Origin of the sequence: Luteipulveratus flavus (assembly GCF_029439465.1) — a bacterium.
In the GTDB taxonomy this organism is placed as follows: Bacteria; Actinomycetota; Actinomycetes; order Actinomycetales; family Dermatophilaceae; genus Luteipulveratus; species Luteipulveratus flavus.
Genome location: NZ_JAROAV010000024.1, coordinates 1 through 20,230, shown reverse-complemented (window position 1 = coordinate 20,230; position 20,230 = coordinate 1). Strand labels below are relative to the sequence as shown.

General features: G+C 71.9%; 20 protein-coding genes. 14 read left to right on the top strand and 6 right to left on the bottom strand.

Going from position 1 to position 20,230, the window contains the following annotated elements; translation table 11 throughout:
- Positions 1–5: 5 nt before the first annotated feature.
- Entirely contained in the window at positions 6–1,442 is a 1,437-nt protein-coding gene (pdxR, locus tag P4R38_RS07000; RefSeq protein ID WP_277191602.1) for a MocR-like pyridoxine biosynthesis transcription factor PdxR, read from the bottom strand.
- A gap of 66 nt (positions 1,443–1,508) precedes the next feature.
- On the opposite strand from pdxR, the gene P4R38_RS06995 reads away from it, so the two are divergent.
- Both P4R38_RS06995 and thrS read left to right on the top strand, forming a co-directional pair.
- A complete protein-coding gene (locus tag P4R38_RS06995; protein WP_277191601.1) occupies positions 1,509–2,462 on the top strand; it encodes a DMT family transporter in 954 nt (317 codons plus the stop codon).
- Between the two features lie 67 nt (positions 2,463–2,529).
- Positions 2,530–4,512, top strand: a complete 1,983-nt coding sequence (gene thrS / locus P4R38_RS06990; protein WP_277191600.1) for a threonine--tRNA ligase — start codon at positions 2,530–2,532, stop codon at positions 4,510–4,512.
- 79 nt (positions 4,513–4,591) lie between these two features.
- Here thrS and P4R38_RS06985 read toward each other — a convergent pair whose 3' ends face one another.
- Entirely contained in the window at positions 4,592–6,013 is a 1,422-nt protein-coding gene (locus tag P4R38_RS06985; protein ID WP_277191599.1) for a ceramidase domain-containing protein, read from the bottom strand.
- Positions 6,014–6,200: 187 nt separating this feature from the next.
- Here P4R38_RS06985 and P4R38_RS06980 point away from each other — a divergent pair, with 187 nt between their 5' ends.
- Positions 6,201–6,662, top strand: a complete 462-nt coding sequence (locus P4R38_RS06980; protein ID WP_277191598.1) for a GNAT family N-acetyltransferase — start codon at positions 6,201–6,203, stop codon at positions 6,660–6,662.
- On the opposite strand, the gene P4R38_RS06975 is transcribed toward P4R38_RS06980, so the two are convergent.
- Entirely contained in the window at positions 6,659–7,096 is a 438-nt protein-coding gene (locus P4R38_RS06975; protein WP_277191597.1) for a nitroreductase family deazaflavin-dependent oxidoreductase, read from the bottom strand. The two genes, P4R38_RS06980 and P4R38_RS06975, sit on opposite strands and share 4 nt — an antisense overlap.
- A gap of 51 nt (positions 7,097–7,147) precedes the next feature.
- Between P4R38_RS06975 and P4R38_RS06970 the strand changes: the two genes are divergently transcribed.
- The 8 genes from P4R38_RS06970 to P4R38_RS06935 all read left to right on the top strand — a co-directional run bounded on the left by P4R38_RS06970 (position 7,148) and on the right by P4R38_RS06935 (position 12,819).
- The gene (locus tag P4R38_RS06970) at positions 7,148–7,723 is read left to right on the top strand and encodes an HIT family protein (RefSeq protein WP_277191596.1); all 576 of its coding nucleotides are present in this window, start codon (positions 7,148–7,150) and stop codon (positions 7,721–7,723) included.
- Positions 7,724–7,777: 54 nt separating this feature from the next.
- Entirely contained in the window at positions 7,778–8,395 is a 618-nt protein-coding gene (gene pgsA, locus P4R38_RS06965) for a phosphatidylinositol phosphate synthase (protein ID WP_275236880.1), read from the top strand.
- Positions 8,396–9,316, top strand: coding sequence for a phosphatidylinositol mannoside acyltransferase (locus P4R38_RS06960; protein WP_277191595.1), 921 nt, complete (start codon positions 8,396–8,398; stop codon positions 9,314–9,316).
- Positions 9,316–10,470: a glycosyltransferase family 4 protein gene (locus P4R38_RS06955; protein WP_277191594.1), complete on the top strand. Its 1,155-nt coding sequence runs from the start codon at positions 9,316–9,318 to the stop codon at positions 10,468–10,470. Before P4R38_RS06960 ends, P4R38_RS06955 begins: the two co-directional genes overlap by 1 nt.
- A complete protein-coding gene (locus P4R38_RS06950; protein WP_277191593.1) occupies positions 10,470–11,048 on the top strand; it encodes a hypothetical protein in 579 nt (192 codons plus the stop codon). The genes P4R38_RS06955 and P4R38_RS06950 overlap by 1 nt, the downstream gene beginning before the upstream one ends.
- Positions 11,049–11,166: 118 nt before the next feature.
- A complete protein-coding gene (pdxS, locus tag P4R38_RS06945) occupies positions 11,167–12,081 on the top strand; it encodes a pyridoxal 5'-phosphate synthase lyase subunit PdxS (RefSeq protein WP_275236876.1) in 915 nt (304 codons plus the stop codon).
- Between the two features lie 151 nt (positions 12,082–12,232).
- Complete coding sequence (locus P4R38_RS06940) at positions 12,233–12,481, top strand: ribbon-helix-helix protein, CopG family (RefSeq protein ID WP_275236875.1); 249 nt, start codon at positions 12,233–12,235, stop codon at positions 12,479–12,481.
- Positions 12,478–12,819 carry a type II toxin-antitoxin system PemK/MazF family toxin gene (locus tag P4R38_RS06935; protein WP_275236874.1) on the top strand — a complete coding sequence of 114 codons (342 nt, stop codon included), beginning with the start codon at positions 12,478–12,480 and terminating at the stop codon, positions 12,817–12,819. The genes P4R38_RS06940 and P4R38_RS06935 overlap by 4 nt, the downstream gene beginning before the upstream one ends.
- A gap of 37 nt (positions 12,820–12,856) precedes the next feature.
- On the opposite strand, the gene P4R38_RS06930 is transcribed toward P4R38_RS06935, so the two are convergent.
- Genes P4R38_RS06930 through P4R38_RS06920 form a run of 3 tightly spaced genes read right to left on the bottom strand, consistent with a single transcriptional unit; the run spans position 12,857 to position 15,527 of the window.
- Positions 12,857–13,426 carry a GNAT family N-acetyltransferase gene (locus P4R38_RS06930; RefSeq protein ID WP_275236873.1) on the bottom strand — a complete coding sequence of 190 codons (570 nt, stop codon included), beginning with the start codon at positions 13,424–13,426 and terminating at the stop codon, positions 12,857–12,859.
- Positions 13,407–14,675: an MFS transporter gene (locus tag P4R38_RS06925; RefSeq protein ID WP_275236872.1), complete on the bottom strand. Its 1,269-nt coding sequence runs from the start codon at positions 14,673–14,675 to the stop codon at positions 13,407–13,409. Before P4R38_RS06925 ends, P4R38_RS06930 begins: the two co-directional genes overlap by 20 nt.
- A gap of 54 nt (positions 14,676–14,729) precedes the next feature.
- Positions 14,730–15,527 carry a deoxyribonuclease IV gene (locus P4R38_RS06920; RefSeq protein WP_277191592.1) on the bottom strand — a complete coding sequence of 266 codons (798 nt, stop codon included), beginning with the start codon at positions 15,525–15,527 and terminating at the stop codon, positions 14,730–14,732.
- A 117-nt stretch (positions 15,528–15,644) separates the two neighbouring features.
- Here P4R38_RS06920 and P4R38_RS06915 point away from each other — a divergent pair, with 117 nt between their 5' ends.
- From P4R38_RS06915 to P4R38_RS06905, 3 genes are read left to right on the top strand one after another with little or no spacing between them, the layout of a single operon-like run.
- Complete coding sequence (locus tag P4R38_RS06915; protein WP_275236870.1) at positions 15,645–17,048, top strand: sigma 54-interacting transcriptional regulator; 1,404 nt, start codon at positions 15,645–15,647, stop codon at positions 17,046–17,048.
- 13 nt (positions 17,049–17,061) lie between these two features.
- Positions 17,062–19,053, top strand: a complete 1,992-nt coding sequence (locus P4R38_RS06910) for a vWA domain-containing protein (protein ID WP_277191591.1) — start codon at positions 17,062–17,064, stop codon at positions 19,051–19,053.
- Between the two features lie 29 nt (positions 19,054–19,082).
- Positions 19,083–20,009 carry an NADP-dependent oxidoreductase gene (locus P4R38_RS06905; protein WP_277191589.1) on the top strand — a complete coding sequence of 309 codons (927 nt, stop codon included), beginning with the start codon at positions 19,083–19,085 and terminating at the stop codon, positions 20,007–20,009.
- Positions 20,010–20,230 lie beyond the last annotated feature (221 nt).

Here is a 20,230-nt window from a genome sequence, read left to right as displayed (position 1 = left end):
GCCGGTCAGGGCCGGCGAGGGATGTTCGCGAGGAGCCGGGTGATGGCCTCGCGCAGCCCGTCGGGCGGATGGGCGGCGTACCCGATGATCAGCCCGGGCGGTCCGTCCGCCTGGCGGTGCCAGCTCAGCGGCTGTACCCGAAGGCCGGCCTCGCGCGCGGCCTCGGCGACGGCGATGTCGTCGAGGTGAGCAGGCAGACGGACGAGCAGATGCAGACCGGCCGCCACGCCCTCCACGGTCAGGTCCGGTCGTCGGTCCCGGACGGTCTCGACGACGGCATCGCGGCGGCGACGCTGACGGACGCGCACCGCGCGCAGGTGCCGCTCGTACGCACCGGACGCGAGCAGGTCGGCGAGGACGAGCTGGGGGAGTGCTGGCGCCGCGATGTCACTGGCATGCCGGGCGGCGAGCAGAGCGGGACGTAGCCGGGTCGGCGCCAGCAGCCAGCCGAGGCGAAGGCCGGGAGCGAGCGACTTGGAGGTGCTGCCGGTGTGGGCCACCCGGTCCGGTGCCGACGCGTGCAGCGCCGGCACCGGCGGACGGTCGTACCGGTGCTCCGCGTCGTAGTCGTCCTCGACCACCAGACCCTGGCGCTCATCGGCCCACGCGAGCAGCTCGCGTCGTCGCGCCGGGGACAGCACGACGCCGGTCGGGAACTGATGCGCCGGCGTCGTGACCACGACGCTCTCCTCGGCCGCGGCCAGCGCCCCGACATCGAGGCCGTCGGCGTCGACCGGCACCCCGACCGGTCGTAGCCCCCAGTGCGCCACCTCGTCGCGGACACCCCGCGAGCCGGGGTCCTCGACCGCCACCGACCGCAGACCGCCGGCTCGCAGGACCTGGCTCAGCAACGCCAGCGCCTGCGCGACACCGGCGACGACCATCACGTCCTCGGGGCCGATCCGGACGCCTCGCATCCGGCCGAGGTAGGAGGCCAGCTCGACCCGGAGCCGCTCGTGACCACGGGGGTCCCCGTACCCGAGGTCGAGCGGACCCGCCTCGGCCAGGACGGTGCGCTCGGCCCGCAACCAGGCCTCGCGGGGGAAGGCCGCGAGGTCCGGCACACCGGGGGAGAGGTCGAGCACCGACGCGTCCCCGGTCGGCGGGAGCACCGGGGATGCCCCTCCGTCGGCGGGTGTGGCCGTCTCCCGCGGTGCGGCGGGACCGCGGCGACCCGGCCGAGCCGTGATCACCGTTCCCACCCCGGTCCGGCCCTCCACCAGGCCCTCGTCGGCGAGCCGGCGGTACACCTCGACCACGACGCCGCGCGACAGGCCGAGCTCGGCCGCCAGCCGCCGCGAGGACGGCAGCGCCACGCCGGTGCGCAGCCGGCCGTCCGCGACCGCCGCGCGCATCAGCGCGGTGAGGTGCTCCGCGCGTCCTCGGACCGGTAGGTCGGACGACGCGAGCTGCAGGAAGTCGGAGCCGAGATCGTCCGACATTGGTCCTCCTCGCGGGCTCCGGATTGGTCCTGGGACTGGTACCACTACCCGCCCAGGATGACACGGGTGACCACTTCGCTGATGACGCCGACCGACGCTCCACCGCGCACCCCCCTCGCCGTCCTCGGGGGAGGTCTGGCCATGGCCGCGGTGGGCGGGAGCTTCGCGGTGTCCCATGTCCTGCACGACGCTCCGCTGGCAGTCGCCCAGTCGCTGCGGTACGCCGTCAGCGCGCTGATCCTTCTCACGCTGGCCCGGGCGTCCGGCCACCGGGTCCGAGCGCCGCGGCCGCGTGACTGGCCGTGGCTGGTGGGGACGTCCCTCGCGGGCCTCGTCCTGTTCAACATCGCTCTGGTCCGCGGTTCCGCCCACGCCGAGCCCGCGGCCCTCGCGGTCGCGATGGCCTGCGTACCCGTGCTGCTGGCGCTGGGCGGGCCGTTGACCGGTGGCGAGCGCCCGGGCCCACGCGTCCTGGCGGCGGCTGTGGTCGTCACGGTCGGAGCGGTGCTGATCCAGGGCGTCGGGCGGACAGACGCGACCGGCGTCGCGTGGGCAGGACTCGTCCTGCTCTGCGAGGCGGGCTTCACCCTGCTGGCCGTCCCCGTGCTGCAGCACCACGGCGCCTGGGGCATCCCCGTGCACACCACCTGGATGGCCGCGCTCGGCTTCGGCGGCTGGAGCGTGGTCGCCGAAGGACCCGGCGCCGTCATGCGGCTCGACCGTGCCGACCTGGCGGCCATCGCCTACCTCGCGCTCGTGGTGACCGCGCTGGCGTTCGTCCTCTGGTACTCCTGCGTCAGCACCCTTGGCGCCGGTCACGCGGGTCTGCTCACCGGCGTCGCGCCGGTCGCCGCGGCGGCAGTCGGAACCGCGCTCGGGGCGGGTCTCCCGGCGGCGGGAGTGTGGGCAGGCACCGTCGTGGTCGCCACCGGCCTCGCTCTGGGACTCAGCGGGCGTCGTACCCGCCGATCGCCCGCGGACGGTGCCCGCCGCGACCGCCCACCCCGGCGGGTAGCCTGATCGCTGCCGCGCCGTCAGCCGTGGCAGCGCCTCGTCGAGGCGCCCCGATCGCACCGAGGAGCCCGCCGTGTCTGCCCAGCCACCCCAGTCCGTCGCCGGAGACGAGCGATCGGTCACCGAGGGCACGACGGGCACCGAGCGGTTCGGCTCGGACAAGAAGGTCATCGCGATGCGGGTCGACGGCCGGCTGCAGGACCTGTTCCGCGAGATCCCGGACGGCGCGACGGTCGAGCCCGTGACCATCGAGTCCGAGGACGGGCTGAACATCCTGCGGCACTCGGCGGCGCACGTCCTGGCTCAGGCCGTGCAGCAGATCAACCCCAAGGCGCGCCTCGGCATCGGACCGCCCGTCAAGGACGGCTTCTACTACGACTTCGACGTCGAGCACCCGTTCCAGCCGGACGACCTCAAGGCCCTCGAGAAGGCCATGCAGAAGATCGTCAACGAGGGGCAGACCTTCTCCCGCCGGGTGGTCACCGACGAGGACGCCCGTACGGAGCTGGCCGGCGAGCCGTACAAGATCGAGCTCATCGGGCTGAAGGGCAACGCTGCTGATGCTGCCGAAGGCGCGGACGCGGAGGTCGGCGGCGGCGAGCTGACGATCTACGACAACGTCCGTCGCGACGGCTCTCGTGCCTGGGGCGACCTGTGCCGCGGGCCGCACGTGCCCTCGACCAAGGTCCTCGGCAACGCGTTCAAGCTGCTGCGCTCCGGCGGTGCGTACTGGCGCGGCTCGGAGAAGAACCCGCAGCTGCAGCGCATCTACGGCACCGCCTGGCCGACCAAGGACGAGCTCAAGGCCTACACCGACCGCCTCGCCGAGGCCGAGAAGCGCGATCACCGCAAGCTCGGGGCCGAGCTGGACCTGTTCTCCTTCCCGGACGAGCTCGGCTCGGGCCTGCCGGTCTTCCACCCCAAGGGCGGGGTGATCAAGCGGGAGATGGAGGACTACGTCCGCCGGCGGCACATCGAGGAGGGCTTCGAGTACGTCGGTACGCCGCACATCTCCAAGGAGGCGCTGTTCCACACCTCCGGGCACCTGCCGTACTACGCCGACGGCATGTTCGCGCCGTTCGACGTGGACGGGACGGACTACCGCCTCAAGGCGATGAACTGCCCGATGCACAACCTGATCTTCCGCTCACGCGGCCGGTCCTACCGTGAGCTGCCGCTGCGGCTGTTCGAGTTCGGCTCGGTCTACCGCAACGAGAAGTCCGGTGTCGTCCACGGCCTGACCCGCGTGCGCGGCTTCGCCCAGGACGACTCGCACTCCTACGTCACGCCCGAGCAGGCGCCGGACGAGATCCGCCACCTGCTGAAGTTCGTCCTGTCGCTGCTGCGCGACTTCGGGCTCGACGAGTTCTACCTGGAGCTGTCCACCCGGGATGAGGAGGGCGACAAGAAGGACAAGTTCATCGGCTCCGACGAGCAGTGGGCGCACGCGACCCAGGTGCTGGAGGAGGTCGGCCGCGAGACCGGCCTCGAGCTCGTCCCGGACCCGGGCGGCGCGGCGTACTACGGCCCGAAGATCTCGGTCCAGGCGCGCGACGCGATCGGCCGCTCCTGGCAGATGTCGACCATCCAGTACGACTTCAACCAGCCGGAGCGGTTCGGCCTGGAGTTCCAGGCTGCCGACGGCACCCGTCAGCAGCCGGTGATGATCCACTCGGCGAAGTTCGGCTCGATCGAGCGTTTCCTCGGGGTGCTCGTCGAGCACTACGCGGGCGCGTTCCCGCCCTGGCTGTCGCCGGTGCAGGTGCTCGGCGTGCCGGTCGCGGAGGAGTTCGCCGACTACCTGCAGGACGTGCTGAACCAGCTGAAGGTCAAGGGAGTTCGCGTCGAGCTCGATGCGAGCGACGACCGCTTCCCGAAGAAGATCCGCAACGCCTCGAAGTCCAAGGTGCCGTTCGTGCTGATCGCGGGCGAGGAGGACCGCACGGCCGGCGCCGTGTCGTTCCGCTACCGCGACGGCTCGCAGAAGAACAACGTGCCGGTCGAGGCGGCCATCCAGGAGATCGTCGCGGCGATCGGGGCGCGCCAGCAGGTCTGAGCGTCGGGAACCTCCGCCGGAGCCCGGTCGTTGAGTGCAGTGCAGCCCGCGGGTCCGTGACACGCGGGCTGCACCATGCTCACCGGCTTCTCGGGTTCGTGGCGGTCGAGGCCAGCCATCGCCCGCGACCGCGCACCGACGGCATCACCTCGAGCGCGTCGACCTGCCACCCGGCCTCGGTGAGCGCCGTACGCCACTCGTGCTCGCTCCAGTACGTGAAGTGGCGCGGCGCGGCGACGTTGCCACCGGCCGACCACCCTTCGCCCTCACCCTCCTTCACCGACGCGTGCAGCAGACCGCCTTCACGGGTGGCCGTGCGGAGTCGTCGCAGCACCGTGCCGACGTCCGCTCGCGCCACGTGCAGCAGCACGGCGGAGGCCCACACCCCGTCGTAAGGGCCACCGAGCTCACCGGTGAGCGGGTCCAGCGTGCGCGCCTCGTGCCCGGCGTCCCGCAGCATCCGCACGAAGGCCGGAGTGATGTCGGTGCGGTCAACCCGGACGCCGGCCGACTCCAGCAGCAGTGCGTCGTGGCCCGGTCCGCTGCCGATCTCCAGCACGTGTCCGCCCACGCCCACGGCGGCGGCGAACGTCTCGATGCGGTCGCGTACGGGCGCGGACACCCGTGCCGTCGCGTCACGGTAGGCCTCCGCATCCGCTTCGTACGCAGCGATGGTCGCCGCCTTCGGGTCCCGGGCGGGCGCTGTGGTCGGCCGCTCGGACGCGTAGTACCGGTACAGCTGGTACGCGGCGACCGCGCACAGCAGGTGCCAGACGGCGTGGCCCTGCAACCACGAGTGCGGCCGGCACCAGCGAGTGCCGGTCATGCCCATGTTCCAGATCACGAAGGCCACCGCCAGCGCGCCGATCGCCAGCAGCCCGCGGTACAGGTCGGGCGGCTCCGGGGTGCGGCGGCGCAGAGCCAGCTCGACGCCCAGGGCGAGCAGGAGCAGGAGCGCGAAGATCACGTTGCCCGGGTGGCCGAGGACGGGGACGGACAGATGGACCTGACCGACCGCCTCGGCCACGGCGACCGCCGCGACGAACAGCGCCACGAACGCGCCGGTGCCTGCGCGGGCCAGCCGGGTGAGCGCGTACGCGGAGGCGAACCCGGCGACGAGGTACATGCTGGTCAGGTCGAGCAGTCCGCCGAGGCTCGCCTGCGTGGCGTGCATCGCCATGCTGCCGGGGCCGAGGAGCACGACCAGGCAGGCGTACCCGGACATCAGGACCGGTCGCGCCAGCGACGACCAATGGCGCTCGACGTGCCGAGCGATCAGCAGGCCGGCCAGGACGAAGCCGAGGTTGCTCGCGGCGTTCGCCGGCTGACGGACGAGCCCGGAGCGTGCCGCCTCGCAGAACCTGCTGCCGTCGCCGACGTCAGGACCGAGCCAGTGCTGCTGCACGGCGCCCACGAGCAGCGTCAGCGACGCGACGGCGACCGCTGCGGCGACGGCGGTCGGCCGGAACGGCCCCTGAGGGCGAGGCGCGGCGCGGTCCACGTCGACAGCCTCCCGCACTCACCGGCGAAAGGTGGTCGCCGGCACAGCCATGCGTGTGCTGAGCCCCACCTTTTGCCGCGTCACCGGCGAAAGGTGGTCGCCGGCACAGCCATGCGTGTGCGGGTCGCCACCTTTTGCCGCGGGGAGAGGCGGGGCGTGGGGAGCGTGATGTGCTTCACTGCCCGACGTGAGCCCGATCAGGATCGAGCAGGCGCGTCCCGACGAGGCGATTGCGCTCGCTGCGCTCGTCCTGCGCGCGGACCGTGAGGACGGGACGGAGGGTCGCGCCGGGTTCCTCGACGAGTACGCGGACGCCTGGCTCGCCGACCGCGCCCACCGACCTACCTGGATCGCCACCCGGCCCGACGGCGCGCCGATCGGGATTGTGTCGACGGTGTTCGTCCGCAAGCTGCCGAGCCTGCGCCGGCCGACGACCGCCTGGATGCACATCAGCCTCGTCTACGTCGTCCCCGAGGAGCGCGGCCACGGCCTCGCCGAGCGGATGCTGCGCCAGGTGCTGGAGTGGGGGAGCGAGCAGGGCGTCGAACGGGTCGATCTCGGCGCCGTGCCCGAGGCCCGCACGTTGTACGAACGCGTCGGGTTCGGCGCCCCTGACCCACGGATGATGGAGCTGCGTCGACCGCGTTAGCGGACGGGCTCGACCAGGAACACCGGGATGAGCCGGTCGGTCTTGGTCTGGTACTCCGCGTACGGCGGGTACGCCGCGACGGCCCGCTCCCACCACTCATCGCGCTCGGCGCCGCTGATCTCGCGGGCGACCCCGTCGTGGCGCTCGGTGCCGTCGAACACCTCGACCTCGGGGTGAGCCTTGATGTTGTGGTACCAGGCCGGGTGCTCCGGCGCGCCGCCCTTGGAGGCGACCACGGCGTACACCCCGTCGTGCTCCACCCGCATCAACGGCACCCGGCGCAGCTTGCCGGACTTCGCGCCGCGCATCGTGAACACGGTGACGGGCCGGCCCATGACGTCGACGGACTCGGTCGTCCCGGTCTGGTCGATGGTCGCGAGCTGCTTGGCGACCCAGCTCGTCTTCTCCTCGGCGTACTCACCTGAAAGTGGCATGACCTCACTCTGCCATCCGACCGATCCGGACCGGCACCTAGGATCGGGCGCATGCGTGACGAGCGGGGCAGTGAGCCGGCCGAGCCCACCGGCCCCGAGTCGCCCGAGACGTTCGCCCGCGTCGACGACGGCTTCGAGCGGCTCTGGACCCCGCACCGCATGGCCTACATCCAGAGCGACAAGCCCAGCCACGAGTCGCAGGACGGCTGCCCGTTCTGCACCGCGCCGGGCCGCTCGGACGCGGACGGCCTCATCGTGCACCGCGGCCGCACCGGCTACGTCGTCATGAACCTCTTCCCCTACAACCCGGGCCACCTGCTGATCTGCCCGTACCGGCACGTGCCCCTGTACGTCGACCTCACCGACGAGGAGACCGCCGAGTTCACGCTCCTCACCAAGCAGGCGATCGCCGCGCTCCAGGCAGCCTCGCAGCCCATGGGGTTCAACATCGGGATGAACCAGGGCGAGGTCGCCGGCGCCGGCGTCGCGGCCCACCTGCACCAGCACGTCGTGCCGCGCTGGGGTGGCGACTCCAACTTCCTGCCGATCGTCGCGCAGACCAAGGCGCTGCCCGCGCTGCTGGAGGACACCCGCCAGCAGCTGGTCCGGCACTGGCCCACGGCCTGATCTGTGCCGGTCCGCGCGTGCGGCGGACCGGCACACCAGTACGCTGGCGCCACCATGCTGAACCGATTCGCCCGGGCGCTCTTCACGCGGCTCTTCACCCCTTTGGCCACCGTCTTCGTCCGGCTCGGCATCAGCCCTGACGTGATCACCCTCGTCGGGACCCTCGGCGTCAGCGTCGGCGCGCTCGCCTTCTACCCGCGCGGCGAGTTCTTCTGGGGCACGGTCGTGATCACCGCGTTCGTCTTCTCCGACACCATCGACGGCGTCATGGCCCGGATGATGAACCGCTCCAGCCGGTGGGGCGCCTACCTGGACTCCACCCTGGACCGCGTTGGCGACAGCGCCATCTTCGGCGGCCTGGTCCTGTACTACGCCGGCGAGGGCGAGGACACCCTGATGGCCGCGCTGGCCCTGGCGTGCCTCATCCTCGGCAGCGTCGTCAGCTACTCCAAGGCGCGCGCCGAGGGACTGGGCATGACCGCCAACGTCGGCATCGCCGAGCGGGCCGACCGGCTGGTCGCCGTGCTGGTGACCACGGGCCTGGTCGGCCTCGGCCTCCCCGAGGTCGTCCTGACCGTCGTGCTCGCCCTGCTGGCGGTCGCCAGCCTCGTCACGGTCCTCCAGCGGATCTTCACCGTCCGGCGCCAGGCCCTGACGGCTTCGGCCGAGTAGATGCTGGACCTCGCCGGCAACCTCACGCTCGCCGGCTACCGCACCGGCTGGGCGCTCGTGCGACGGCTGCCCGAGCGGCTGGCGTACGCGGCGTTCGACCGGATCGCCGACGCGATGTACATGCGGGGCGGCAAGCACGTGACCCGGATGCGCAGCAACTACGCCAAGGTCCGGCCGGAGCTGAGCGAGAACGACCTGGAGGACCTCGTCCGGGCGGGGATGCGCTCCTACCTGCGCTACTGGTGCGACTCCTTCCGGCTCAGCACGCTGACGCCCGAGCAGCTCGCGCCGCGGGTCCGGCTGGTCGGTGACGAGGACGCCCGGGCCGTGCTGGCGCAGGGCCGCTCGCTGGTGCTGTTCCTCGGCCATCTGGGCAACTGGGACACCTGCGGCGCCTGGGCCACGACCCACTTCGCACCCGTCACCACGGTGGCCGAGCGGCTCAAGCCCGAGGAGCTGTTCGATGAGTTCCTGGAGTTCCGGGAGAGCCTCGGCATGCGCATCATCCCGCTGACCGGCGGGGACGACCCGTTCCGGGAGCTGGTCCGGGCCGCGAAGAACGGTGCGTTCATCCCGCTGCTCGGTGACCGTGATCTGACCCAGCGGGGAGTGGCCGTCACGCTGTGCGGGCATGAGGCGAAGGTCGCCGCCGGACCGGCCGCCATCGCGCTGACCACCGGAGCGGCGCTGTACGCGCTCGGGGTCCACTACGAGCGCCGGTCGGACGGCAGCGGGTACGACGTCGTCGCGACGTTCAGCGACCGCGTCGAGGCGCCGGACGTGGGCAGCAGCGCCGAGAAGATCCGCGCGATGACCCAGCAGTGCATCGACGGGCTGAGCGTGACCATCCGCGAGCACACGCAGGACTGGCACATGATGCAGCGCGTCTTCACCGACGACCTGGACGAGCGGGGCGCCTGATGCGCATCGGCATCGTCAGCCCGTACTCCTTCGACGTCCCCGGCGGGGTCAACCTGCACGTCAAGGACCTCGCGGAGCACCTGATCGACCTCGGCCACCAGGTGAGCGTCCTCGCGCCCGCGGACGAGGACACCGTGCTGCCGCCGTACGTCGTCGCGGCCGGCAAGGCCGTCCCCGTGCCCTACAACGGGTCGGTGTCCCGGCTGACCTTCGGTCCGGTGACCGCCGCGCGGGTGAGCCGCTGGATCGAGCGCGAGCAGTTCGACGTCGTCCACGTGCACGAGCCCATCACCACCAGCGTCTCGATGCTGGCGCTGTTCTCCGTGGAGGGCCCGGTCGTCGCGACCTTCCACACCTCCAACGTCCGCTCGCGCCTGCTGGTGACGCTGGGCTCGTTCCTCCAGCCCAGCCTGGAGAAGCTCACCGCGCGCATCGCGGTCTCGGAGGACGCCCGCCGTACGGTGACGACGCACCTGGGCGGAGACGCCGTGATCATCCCCAACGGCGTGTTCGTCGACCGGTTCGCCGGTGCGCCACCGCGACCGGAGTGGCAGGGCACGTCCGAGCGGCCGACCATCTGCTTCCTCGGCCGGATGCAGGAGACCCGCAAGGGTCTGCCCGTCCTGCTCAAGGCGATCCCTGCGATGCTCCGGGAGAAGCCCGGGCTGCGGGTGCTGATCGCCGGCCCGGGCGACCCCAAGCAGGTGCTCGCGGGCCAGCCACGCGAGGTCGTCCAGGCGTGCGAGATGCTCGGCGCGATCAGTGACGAGGACAAGGCACGGCTCTTCGCCTCCGCCGACCTCTACGTCGCGCCCAACACCGGCGGCGAGAGCTTCGGGATCATCCTGATCGAGGCGATGAGCGCCGGTGCGCCGGTGCTGTCGAGCGATCTCGGAGCGTTCACCCGGGTGCTCGACGGTGGCCGGGTGGGCCAGACCTTCCGCAACGAGGACCCCGCGGACCTGGCCGACCAGGCGTTGGCCCTGCTGGACGACCCGGACCGCCGCAAGGAGCTCTCCCGGCTCGGCAGCGAGCACGCGCGGCGCTTCGACTGGTCCGTGGTCACCCAGGACATCCTGATGGTCTACGAGACGGCCATCGAGGCGTGGGCGCCGCCGCAGCAGAGCACCCGCTGGCGACGAGGAGCGCGGTAGTGCAGGTCATCGGCTGGGTCGGGCTCGTCGTGGCGGTCGTGTCGCTGGTGGCGTGGCGGCTGACCTACACCGCTGCCCGGCTGGACCGCCTGCACGGCCGCGTCGAAGGGACGATGTCGGCCCTGGACGCCCAGCTCGTCCGACGCGCCGAGGCCGCCCTGGAGCTGGCTCGGTGCGGCGCGCTGGACCCGACGAGCTCGCTGATCCTCGGGGGAGCCGCCACCTCCTCCCTGGAGCTCGCGGACGACGAGGAGATCACCTCCGAGGTCCGCGTCCACGGCCTCAGCCCGGACCGCGGCGCCGTCGAGAGCGGTCTGTCCGAGGCGCTGGAGCAGCTGCTCACGCCGGAGACGGTCGAGGACATCCGCGCGCACAGTGCACTGGGTGCCGACTGCCTGGAGATGGTGCACCGGGCCGGGCAGCGGGTGCAGCTGTCGCGCCGCTTCTACAACGACGCCGCGCGCGACGTGCGCAAGGTGCGCAGCAAGACGTTCGTCCGATGGTTCCGCCTGGCGGGCCACACCGCGATGCCGGAGTCGATCGAGTTCAACGACGACGTCCCGGCGGTGCCTCGCTGAGGGGTCGGTCACGAGGCTGCCATGTCCCGTTGATGCCATAGCGCCTTTGGTGGCCGTTTGCTGCCGTTCGGTCGACGTACCCTGGTCTCGAACCGAACGTCGACGAGAGCGAGCCCTGATGTCCGACAGCACCACCCAGACCAGCCCGGCGGCCTCCACCGGCACCGCGCGCGTGAAGCGCGGCATGGCCGAGATGCTCAAGGGTGGCGTGATCATGGACGTGGTCACGCCCGATCAGGCCAAGATCGCCGAGGACGCCGGCGCCGTCGCGGTCATGGCCCTCGAGCGGGTCCCGGCCGACATCCGCGCCCAGGGCGGCGTCTCTCGGATGAGCGACCCGGACATGATCGACGGCATCATCGAGGCCGTCTCGATCCCGGTCATGGCGAAGGCGCGCATCGGCCACTTCGTCGAGGCACAGGTGCTGCAGAGCCTGGGCGTGGACTACATCGACGAGTCCGAGGTGCTGACCCCGGCCGACTACGCCAACCACATCGACAAGTGGGAGTTCACCGTTCCCTTCGTGTGCGGCGCGACCAACCTGGGCGAGGCGCTGCGCCGCATCACCGAGGGCGCGGCGATGATCCGCTCCAAGGGCGAGGCGGGCACCGGCGACGTCTCCAACGCCACCACGCACATGCGGTCCATCCGCCAGGAGATCCGCCGCCTGCAGAACCTCCCCGAGGACGAGCTGTACGTCGCCGCCAAGGAGCTGCAGGCGCCGTACGAGCTGGTCAAGGAGGTCGCCCGGGCGGGCAAGCTGCCGGTCGTGCTGTTCACCGCCGGCGGCATCGCGACCCCTGCCGACGCGGCGATGATGATGCAGCTGGGCGCCGAGGGCGTGTTCGTCGGCTCGGGCATCTTCAAGTCCGGCAACCCGGCCGAGCGCGCCGAGGCGATCGTGAAGGCCACGACCTTCTTCGACGACCCGGACGCGATCGCCAAGGTCTCCCGCGGCCTGGGCGAGGCCATGGTCGGCATCAACGTGGATGAGATCCCGCAGCCGCACCGCCTGGCCGAGCGCGGCTGGTGACAGCACGCCGCTGATCGAGTGGCGGACAGGCCCCGGCCGGGTGCGAGCCGGGGCCCTCGTCGTTGGCCATCGGCAGGACGGGCGCGAGATGAGCCCGTACGGCGGGCGGCCCGCCCTGGACCGAAGGTAAGAAAAGTTATACCGTCGGGCGATGAAGACAGCGATCAGCCTGCCGGACCATGCTGCGGAGCGCTTCGACCGCATCGCGCAGAGGCATGGGATGACGCGGTCGGAGTTCTACCGGCGTGCTGCCGAGCAGTACGCCGACGAGCTGTCCGATGCGGCGCTCACCGAGCAGATCGACGACGCGATCGATGCCGTCGGGCAGCCCGGCGAGGAGCATGCCGAGCTGCGTCGCACCGCCAACGCCCGTCTGGTCGAGCGGTCGGACGACTGGTGATCCGGCGCGGACAGGTGTGCTGGGTCGACTTCGGCGAACCGAAGGGCAGCGCTCCCGCCAAGCGCCGACCGGCCGTCATCGTGCAGTCCGACCGCTACAACGCCTCCCGGATCTCCACCGTCGTCGTCCTGCCGCTCACCTCCAACACGGCGCTGGCACGACACCCCGGCAACGTGTTCGTGCCAGCGACGGCGTCCGGCTTGCCCAAGGACTCGGTCGTCAGCGTCTCGCAGCCGATGACCGTCGACCGCTTCGACCTCGACGACACCGGCGTCGACCTTCCTCACAGCCTCATGGAGCCCATCGACACAGGTCTCCGTCGGGTCCTCGACCTCTGACTTTGCGCTGCCGGTCGAACCCGTGACAGAAGGTGCGTCAAAGCGCACGTTGCGGCACAGGTTGGTCGCTGTGGTCCAGCAGGGCCATCAGCAGGACGGGCGGCTCGGAGTCCGGCAGCCACTCCGGGCGCGCCTCGCCGATGACCTCCCAGCCGCGGTGGCGGTAGACCTGCGCCGCCCGCCCGTGGCGGACGACCACGTCCAGGACCGGCGTACGGCGCCTCGACCGCGCCCACGCGACGGCAACGTCCATGAGGGCGCCACCGACGCCCTTCCCCGTGAGGCGGTGGTCCACGAACAGCACGGACAGACAGGCCAGCTCGGCGACGGGTCGCCCGACACCGACCGACCACAGCCGCCCGGTCTCGTCGTCGCCGACCGTGGCGATGGAGGCGTGGCCGACGACCCGTCCGTCCACCTCGGCCGCCCAGGCCCGCTCCTCGGTGGGCCTGACGATGAACTGCTCGGGCGGGTACGGCAGCGGCCAGACCAGGGGATAGAGCGACACCGGCTGCTGGGCGCCGAGCACCTCGACGAGTACCGGGACGTCCTCCGGTCGCCTGGGCCGGATGCTGACGAGGGCAGCGTCAGACGGCGGTGCGGGCATCGGCGGCCACCTCCTCACCCGAGGTGGCCTCGTTCGTGACCGGCGCTGCGGCGACCGGGAGAGCACGCGGCATCAGGGCGGCGACGAGGCAGCCCAGCAGCGCCAGCCCCGCGAGCGCCAGCCACACGGTCGCCTTGCCGTGGGAGAGCAGCCAGGTGTACGTGGTCGGCGCGACGACCCCGGTCACCAGCCAGGTCAGCTGCTGCAGCGCGAGGTACCGACCACGCACCTCCTCGGGGCGGCTCTCGACCGCGATGGTGATGAGCACCGGCCCGGCGACCAGCTCGCCCAGCGTGTAGACCGCGACGGCGCCGAGGATCGCCACCGACGCCACGGTCGCCGACAACGCGCTGACCCCGCCCAGCAGCAGGAAGCCGGCGGCGAAGACGAGGTAGCCCGCGATGACCAGCCGGTACCGCACACGGCCGGTCATCGAGCGGACGACCAGACCCTGGCCGAAGCCGATGAGAGCGGTGTTGACGGTGAAGATCGCCCCCGTGACCCAGCCGGACAGGTGCAGCACCTGCGAGGCGTACACCGGCATGGCGACGTTGAGCGCCACGCAGCACATCGCGTACACGAAGTTCGCGAGCACGACGAGCGAGAAGGGGCGGTCGCGCAGCGCCACCGACCAGCTCGCCGTGGCCTGCTCGTCCGACCTCTCCGCTGGGCCGCCGCCCTCGACGCGCAGGTAGAGCACGAAGGCGACGGCGTACGACACGGCGTTGGCCAGGACCAGCGCGCGGTACGCGGCGTCCGTGCCGATCGAGATCGCCAGGCCGGAGGACAGGCCGCCCACAGCGAACCCGACGTTGCGCAGCGCGCCCAGGAAGCCGAACCACAGCTCCCGCTCGCCTTCGCGGGAGATGGCCGCGACCAGCGGGCTGTAGGACGCCCAGAACGCCGACTGGCCGATGCCGACCAGGCACAGCAGCGCGGTCACGACCGGGAAGGACTCGGCGACCGTGAAGCCCACGAAACCGAGAGCGGAGGCGATGTTCGCCACCAGCAGCACGCGGCGCGGACCGACGCGGTCGACGACCTGGCCGATCGCGAGGACCACCGGGAGACCCACCAGGGCCGCGACCGACATGGCCAGCCCGACCTCGGACAGGCTCAGCGAAGTGGTGGCGACGAAGTACAGGACCGCAACCGGCAGGAACACCCCGGACCCGATCGCGTCGACCGCGACGGCCGTGACGAAGGTTCGGTGGCCGTTGATCGGGGGGATGCCCAGTCGTTCTCGCACGGTCGTCGATGCTGTCAGTTCAAGCCACCTTGAGGGCAACCCATTTGTCGGTCCTCAGCCCACGCGCTCGCGCAGCCAGGCGAAGTCGGCCCGGTGCTCGGCAGCACCGCCGGGCGTCTCGCAGATGACCGGCGCGCCGGCGTCACGCACCACGGACGCGAGCTCGTCGGGGTCGAGGTGGCCGGTGCCGAAGCTGGTGTGCCGGTCGGCGCCGGAGTCGAAGTCGTCCCGGCTGTCGTTGGCGTGGACCAGGTCGATCCGTCCGGTGATGTCGTGGATGCGCTCGACCGCCTCGGTGAGGGGGATGCCGCCGGCCCACGCGTGACAGGTGTCGAGGCAGAACCCGACGTTCTCGTGGCCGTCGGCCGCACCGATCGCCTCCCACACCCCGGCGATGCGCTCGAGGCGGCGGGCCATGGCGTTGTCGCCGCCGGCGGTGTTCTCGATCAGCAGCGGGATCGAGCAGTCGGTCGCCTCGATCGCCTTACGCCAGTTGTCGAAGCCCTTCGCCGGGTCGTCGCCGGCGTTCACGTGGCCGCCGTGGACGATGAGGCCCTTGGCGCCGATCTGCGCGGCGGCGTCCATGTGCTGCTGCAGGAGCTTGCGGCTGGGGATCCGGATCCGGTTGTTCGTCGTCGCGACGTTGATGACGTACGGCGCATGGACGTACAGGTCGACGCCGGCCTCTTCGGCCGCTGCTCGGAGCGCCTTCGCGCCGCCGGGGTAGCGCACCTCCGGGCCCTTGTAGCCCTGCGGATCGCCGAGGAAGTGCTGGACCAGGGTCGTCCCTCGGGCCTGCGCCTCGGCGACCGGGTCGTCCTGCTCGACGTGTGCTCCGATCGCGATGCTCATGCGCCCAGGCTACGGATCGGGGCCGACACACCGGCGACCGTCCCGCGGCCGGAGACCGCCTCCGCTTGGTGAGACGGACCGTGACAGGAACGCCCGTCGGAGGCGTAGCGTGAGGGAGTGACGGCTTTCCCGACACCGAAACCATCCAGCCGGACCCTCGGCGAGCTGCGTGCCAGCGGCCACGAGCAGCGCACCGTACGCGAGGAGATCCGGTCCAACCTCGTGAGCGCCCTGGCCGAAGGGCACGACCCGTGGCCCGGCATCCAGGGCTTCGACACCACCGTGATCCCGCAGCTGGAGCGCGCGCTGCTGGCGGGCCACGACATCGTTCTGCTCGGTGAGCGCGGCCAGGGCAAGACCCGCCTGCTCCGCTCGCTCGCCGGGCTGCTCGACGAGTGGACCCCCGTCATCGAGGGCTCCGAGCTCGGCGAGCACCCGTACGAACCCATCGCGCCCGAGTCCGTCCGCCGCGCGGCCGAGCTCGGTGACGACCTTCCCGTGGCCTGGCGGCACCGCGACGAGCGGTACGCCGAGAAGCTCGCGACCCCGGACACCTCGGTGGCCGACCTGGTCGGCGACGTCGACCCGATGAAGGTCGCCGAGGGCCGGCACCTGGGCGACCCGGAGACGATCCACTTCGGGCTCATCCCGCGCTCGCACCGTGGCATCGTCGCGATCAACGAGCTGCCCGACCTCGCCGAGCGCATCCAGGTGGCGATGCTCAACGTGATGGAGGAGCGCGACATCCAGGTCCGCGGCTACATCCTGCGGCTGCCGCTGGACGTCCTCGTGGTGGCCAGCGCCAACCCGGAGGACTACACCAACCGCGGCCGCATCATCACCCCGCTCAAGGACCGCTTCGGCGCCGAGATCAGGACCCACTACCCGCTCGAAGTCGAGGCCGAGATCGCCGTCATCGAGCAGGAGGCCCAGCTGGTCGCGGCCGTACCGGACTACCTGCTGGAGATCCTGGCCCGGTACACCCGCGCGCTGCGGGAGTCGCCGTACGTCGACCAGCGCTCCGGCGTGTCGGCTCGGTTCGCGATCGCCGGCGCGGAGACGGTGGCCGCGGCCGCCCTGCACCGGGCGAGCGTGACCGGCGAGGACGAGGCGGTCGCCCGCGTCGTCGACCTGGAGACCGCCGTCGACGTCCTCGGCGGCAAGATCGAGCTGGAGTCCGGTCAGGAGGACCGCCAGCGCGAGATCCTCGACCACCTGCTGCGGACCGCCAAGGCCGAGACCGTGCGCAGGCGCCTGCGCGGGATCGACCTGGCCATCCTCGTCTCGGCGCTCGAGGAGGGCGGTCTCGTGACGACCGGCGACCGCGTGACGGCCGCCGAGGTGCTCGAATCGCTGCCCCTGCTCGGTGAGTCCGACCTGTACGACACGCTCGCCGAACGCCTCGGCGCCTCGACGACGGGGGAGCGGGCCGGCGCGGTCGAGCTCGCGCTGGAGGGGCTCTACCTCGCCCAGCGCGTCAGCAAGGACTCCGACGAGACCGGTACGACGACGTACGGCTGAGAGTCGAGAAACCATGCCGGACAACACTTTTCACCGTTCCCGCTACGGCCGGTACGTCGGTGGCCCCGACCCGCTCGCCCCTCCGGTCGACCTGGGGGAGGCGCTCGGGGCCATCGGCGAGGACGTCATGGCGGGCTACTCGCCGGAGCACGCGCTGCAGGAGTTCCTGCGCCGCGGTGGGTCTCAGCAGCGCGGGCTGGACGACCTCGCCGCCCAGATCGCGCAGCGCCGGCGCGATCTGCTCCAGCGGCACAACCTCGACGGCACGTTCCAGGAGGTCAAGGAGCTGCTGGACCGCGCTGTCCTGTCCGAGCGCAAGCAGCTGGCACGCGACCTGGACGACGACGCCCGGTTCGCCGAGATGCGGCTCGAGCAGCTGCCGACCTCTCCCGCCCAGGCCGTCAACGAGCTGAGCGACTACGACTGGCGCAGCAGCGACGCGCGGGCCGACTACGAGCGCATCAAGGACCTGCTCGGCCGCGAAGCGCTCGACCAGCGCTTCGCCGGGATGAAGCAAGCCCTGGAGAACGCCACCGACGAAGACCGCGCCCGCGTCAACGACATGCTGCAGGACCTCAACCAGCTGCTGGAGAAGCACGCCCGCGGCGATGACACCCACGCCGACTTCCAGCAGTTCATGGACAAGCACGGCGACTTCTTCCCCGAGCGGCCCGAGTCCATCGAGGAGCTGCTCGACGCGCTGGCCCAGCGGGCAGCCGCCGCCCAGCGGATGCGTAACTCGCTCACCCAGGAGCAGCGCGACGAGCTGGACGCGTTGGCGCAGAACGCCTTCGGATCACCAGAGCTGATGCAGCAGCTGAGCCGCCTCGACGCGAACCTGCAAGGGCTGCGACCGGGTGAGGACTGGTCCGGCTCGGAGCGGATGGAGGGCGAGCAGGGTCTCGGTCTCGGTGACGGCACCGGCGTCCTGCAGGACCTCGGCGAGCTGGACGCCCTGTCCGAGCAGCTGTCCCAGCAGTACGCCGGCGCCCGGATGGACGACGTCGACCTGGAGGCGCTGGCCCGCCAGCTGGGCGACGACGCCGCCGTCGACGCGCGCACCCTCGCCGAGCTGGAGCGAGCCCTGCGCCAGCGCGGCTACCTCGACCGGGACACCGACGGACAGCTGCGGCTGTCCCCGCGCGCGATGCGCCAGATCGGCAAGACGCTGATGCAGGACGTCGCCCGCCGGCTGTCCGGGCGGACCGGTCAGCGCGACGTACGCCGGGCCGGCGCGGCGGGGGAAGCCAGCGGCTCCACGCGCGCCTGGGAGTTCGGCGACACCGAGCCGTGGGACGTCACCCGCTCCCTGACCAACGCCGCCGTCCGACGCGCAGCAGACCCGGACGGTCCGCTGCTGCACCTGGACGACGTCGAGATACGCGAGACCGAGGCGCGGACCCAGGCGGCGGTGGCCCTGCTGGTGGACACCTCGTTCTCGATGGCGATGGACGGGCGGTGGGTCCCGATGAAGCGGACCGCGCTCGCCCTGCACCACCTGGTGAGCACCCGATTCCGTGGGGACCGCCTGCAGCTCATCGGGTTCGGCCGGCACGCCCACGTCATGGAGATCGAGGAGCTCACCGCCCTGGACGCCGAGTGGGACAAGGGCACCAACCTGCACCACGCCCTGCTGCTCGCCAACCGCCACTTCCGGCGCTACCCGAACGCCCAGCCGGTCCTGCTGGTGGTCACCGACGGCGAGCCGACCGCCCACCTGGAGCCGGACGGCGAGGTCTTCTTCTCCTACCCGCCGCACCCGCTGACCATCGCCCACAGCGTGCGGGAGCTGGACGCCTCGACCCGGCTCGGCGCGTCCACCACCATCTTCAGGCTCGGCGAGGACCCCGGTCTGGCCCGGTTCCTGGACCAGCTCGCCCGACGGTGCGGTGGACGCGTCGTCGCCCCGGAGCTGGAAGGGCTCGGCGCGGCAGTCGTCGACGGCTACCTGTCGTCCCGGTCGTTCAGCAGTCGGCTGTACGGCGGTCCGGACCTCGCCGGCTGACGCCAGGGGTCGCTCGGCAGACTCGGCGCATGCGCATCTTCGGCTTCGATGAGTACGGCGGTCCCGAGGTGGCCCGGGAGCTCGACGTCCCGGACCCGGTCGTCGCGCCCGGGCAGGTGCTGATCCGGACCCGGGCCGCGGGCGTGAATCCCGCCGACGTGAAGGTCCGCAGCGGTGATCGCGTCGGCAAGGTCGAGGTGGTCTTCCCGATGGCCATGGGCCGGGAGGCGGCCGGCACGGTGGTCGAGGTGGGTGACGACGTCGCGCACGTCCGGCCCGGCGACGAGGTGTTCGGCGCCACCGCCGGCGGGAGTGGCGCGCTGGCCCAGCTCGTCCTGCTCGACGGCGCCAGTACGGCGAGGCGTACGGAGCGGGTCAGCCCGGAGGCCGCGGCAAGCCTGCCGGTCTCGGTCGGGACCGCGTACGACGCCTGCGACCAGCTCGGCCTCCGCCCCGGCGCGACGCTCCTGGTGCTCGGCGCCGGCGGTGGTGTCGGAAGCGCTGCCTGCCAGATCGCCCGCGCCCGCGGCAGCCGCGTCCTCGGCGTCGCATCCGAGGCGAAGCACGACCTGATCCGGTCCTGGGGAGCCGAGGCCGTCCGGTCCGGTGCGGGCTGGGCGGATCGCGTGCGGTCCGCGGCACCGCACGGTGTCGACGCCGTCCTGGACCTCGTCGGCGAACCCGTCCTGCGCGACGTGTCCGGTGTCCTGGGCGAGGACGCGGTGGTGCTCAGCCCGGCCGCTCCGGCGACCGCCGCTGCCGTGGCCGGTGGTGCGGGCGTCGTACGTCGCCGCACCACCGAGGTGTTCTCCGAGGTCGCGCGCCTGGTCGAGGACGGCGCGCTGACGCCGGTGATCGCCCGAGTCGTCCCGTTCGCCGAGGCGGCGAGCGCGGTCGAGGTGGTCGAGTCAGGCCACGCCACCGGCAACGTCGTCGTCACCTATCCCCAGGACTGATCCCCGCCGGTTGAGCCGCCGGAGCGCTAGCGGAGGCGAGTCGAAACCCGGTGCCGTAGGGGGAGACTCGTGCGGACGACTCGCCAGGTTTCGACTCGGGTCTCGGCTGGCGCCTCGCCCCGGCTCAACCAGCGGCGTGAGGTCCGAGCCCGATCAACGCCGTGCGCCGTGCCGGCCCCCGCCGGTTGAGCCGCCGGAGCGCTAGCGGAGGCGAGTCGAAA

Coding starts and splice junctions, on each gene's coding strand:
- pdxR (WP_277191602.1), bottom strand. CDS start 1,442: ATGTCGGACGATCTCGGCTCCGACTTCCTGCAGCTCGCGTCGTCCGAC.
- P4R38_RS06975 (WP_277191597.1), bottom strand. CDS start 7,096: ATGCCACTTTCAGGTGAGTACGCCGAGGAGAAGACGAGCTGGGTCGCC.
- P4R38_RS06970 (WP_277191596.1), top strand. CDS start 7,148: ATGCGTGACGAGCGGGGCAGTGAGCCGGCCGAGCCCACCGGCCCCGAG.
- pgsA (WP_275236880.1), top strand. CDS start 7,778: ATGCTGAACCGATTCGCCCGGGCGCTCTTCACGCGGCTCTTCACCCCT.
- P4R38_RS06960 (WP_277191595.1), top strand. CDS start 8,396: ATGCTGGACCTCGCCGGCAACCTCACGCTCGCCGGCTACCGCACCGGC.
- P4R38_RS06955 (WP_277191594.1), top strand. CDS start 9,316: ATGCGCATCGGCATCGTCAGCCCGTACTCCTTCGACGTCCCCGGCGGG.
- pdxS (WP_275236876.1), top strand. CDS start 11,167: ATGTCCGACAGCACCACCCAGACCAGCCCGGCGGCCTCCACCGGCACC.
- P4R38_RS06940 (WP_275236875.1), top strand. CDS start 12,233: ATGAAGACAGCGATCAGCCTGCCGGACCATGCTGCGGAGCGCTTCGAC.
- P4R38_RS06930 (WP_275236873.1), bottom strand. CDS start 13,426: ATGCCCGCACCGCCGTCTGACGCTGCCCTCGTCAGCATCCGGCCCAGG.
- P4R38_RS06920 (WP_277191592.1), bottom strand. CDS start 15,527: ATGAGCATCGCGATCGGAGCACACGTCGAGCAGGACGACCCGGTCGCC.
- P4R38_RS06910 (WP_277191591.1), top strand. CDS start 17,062: ATGCCGGACAACACTTTTCACCGTTCCCGCTACGGCCGGTACGTCGGT.
- P4R38_RS06905 (WP_277191589.1), top strand. CDS start 19,083: ATGCGCATCTTCGGCTTCGATGAGTACGGCGGTCCCGAGGTGGCCCGG.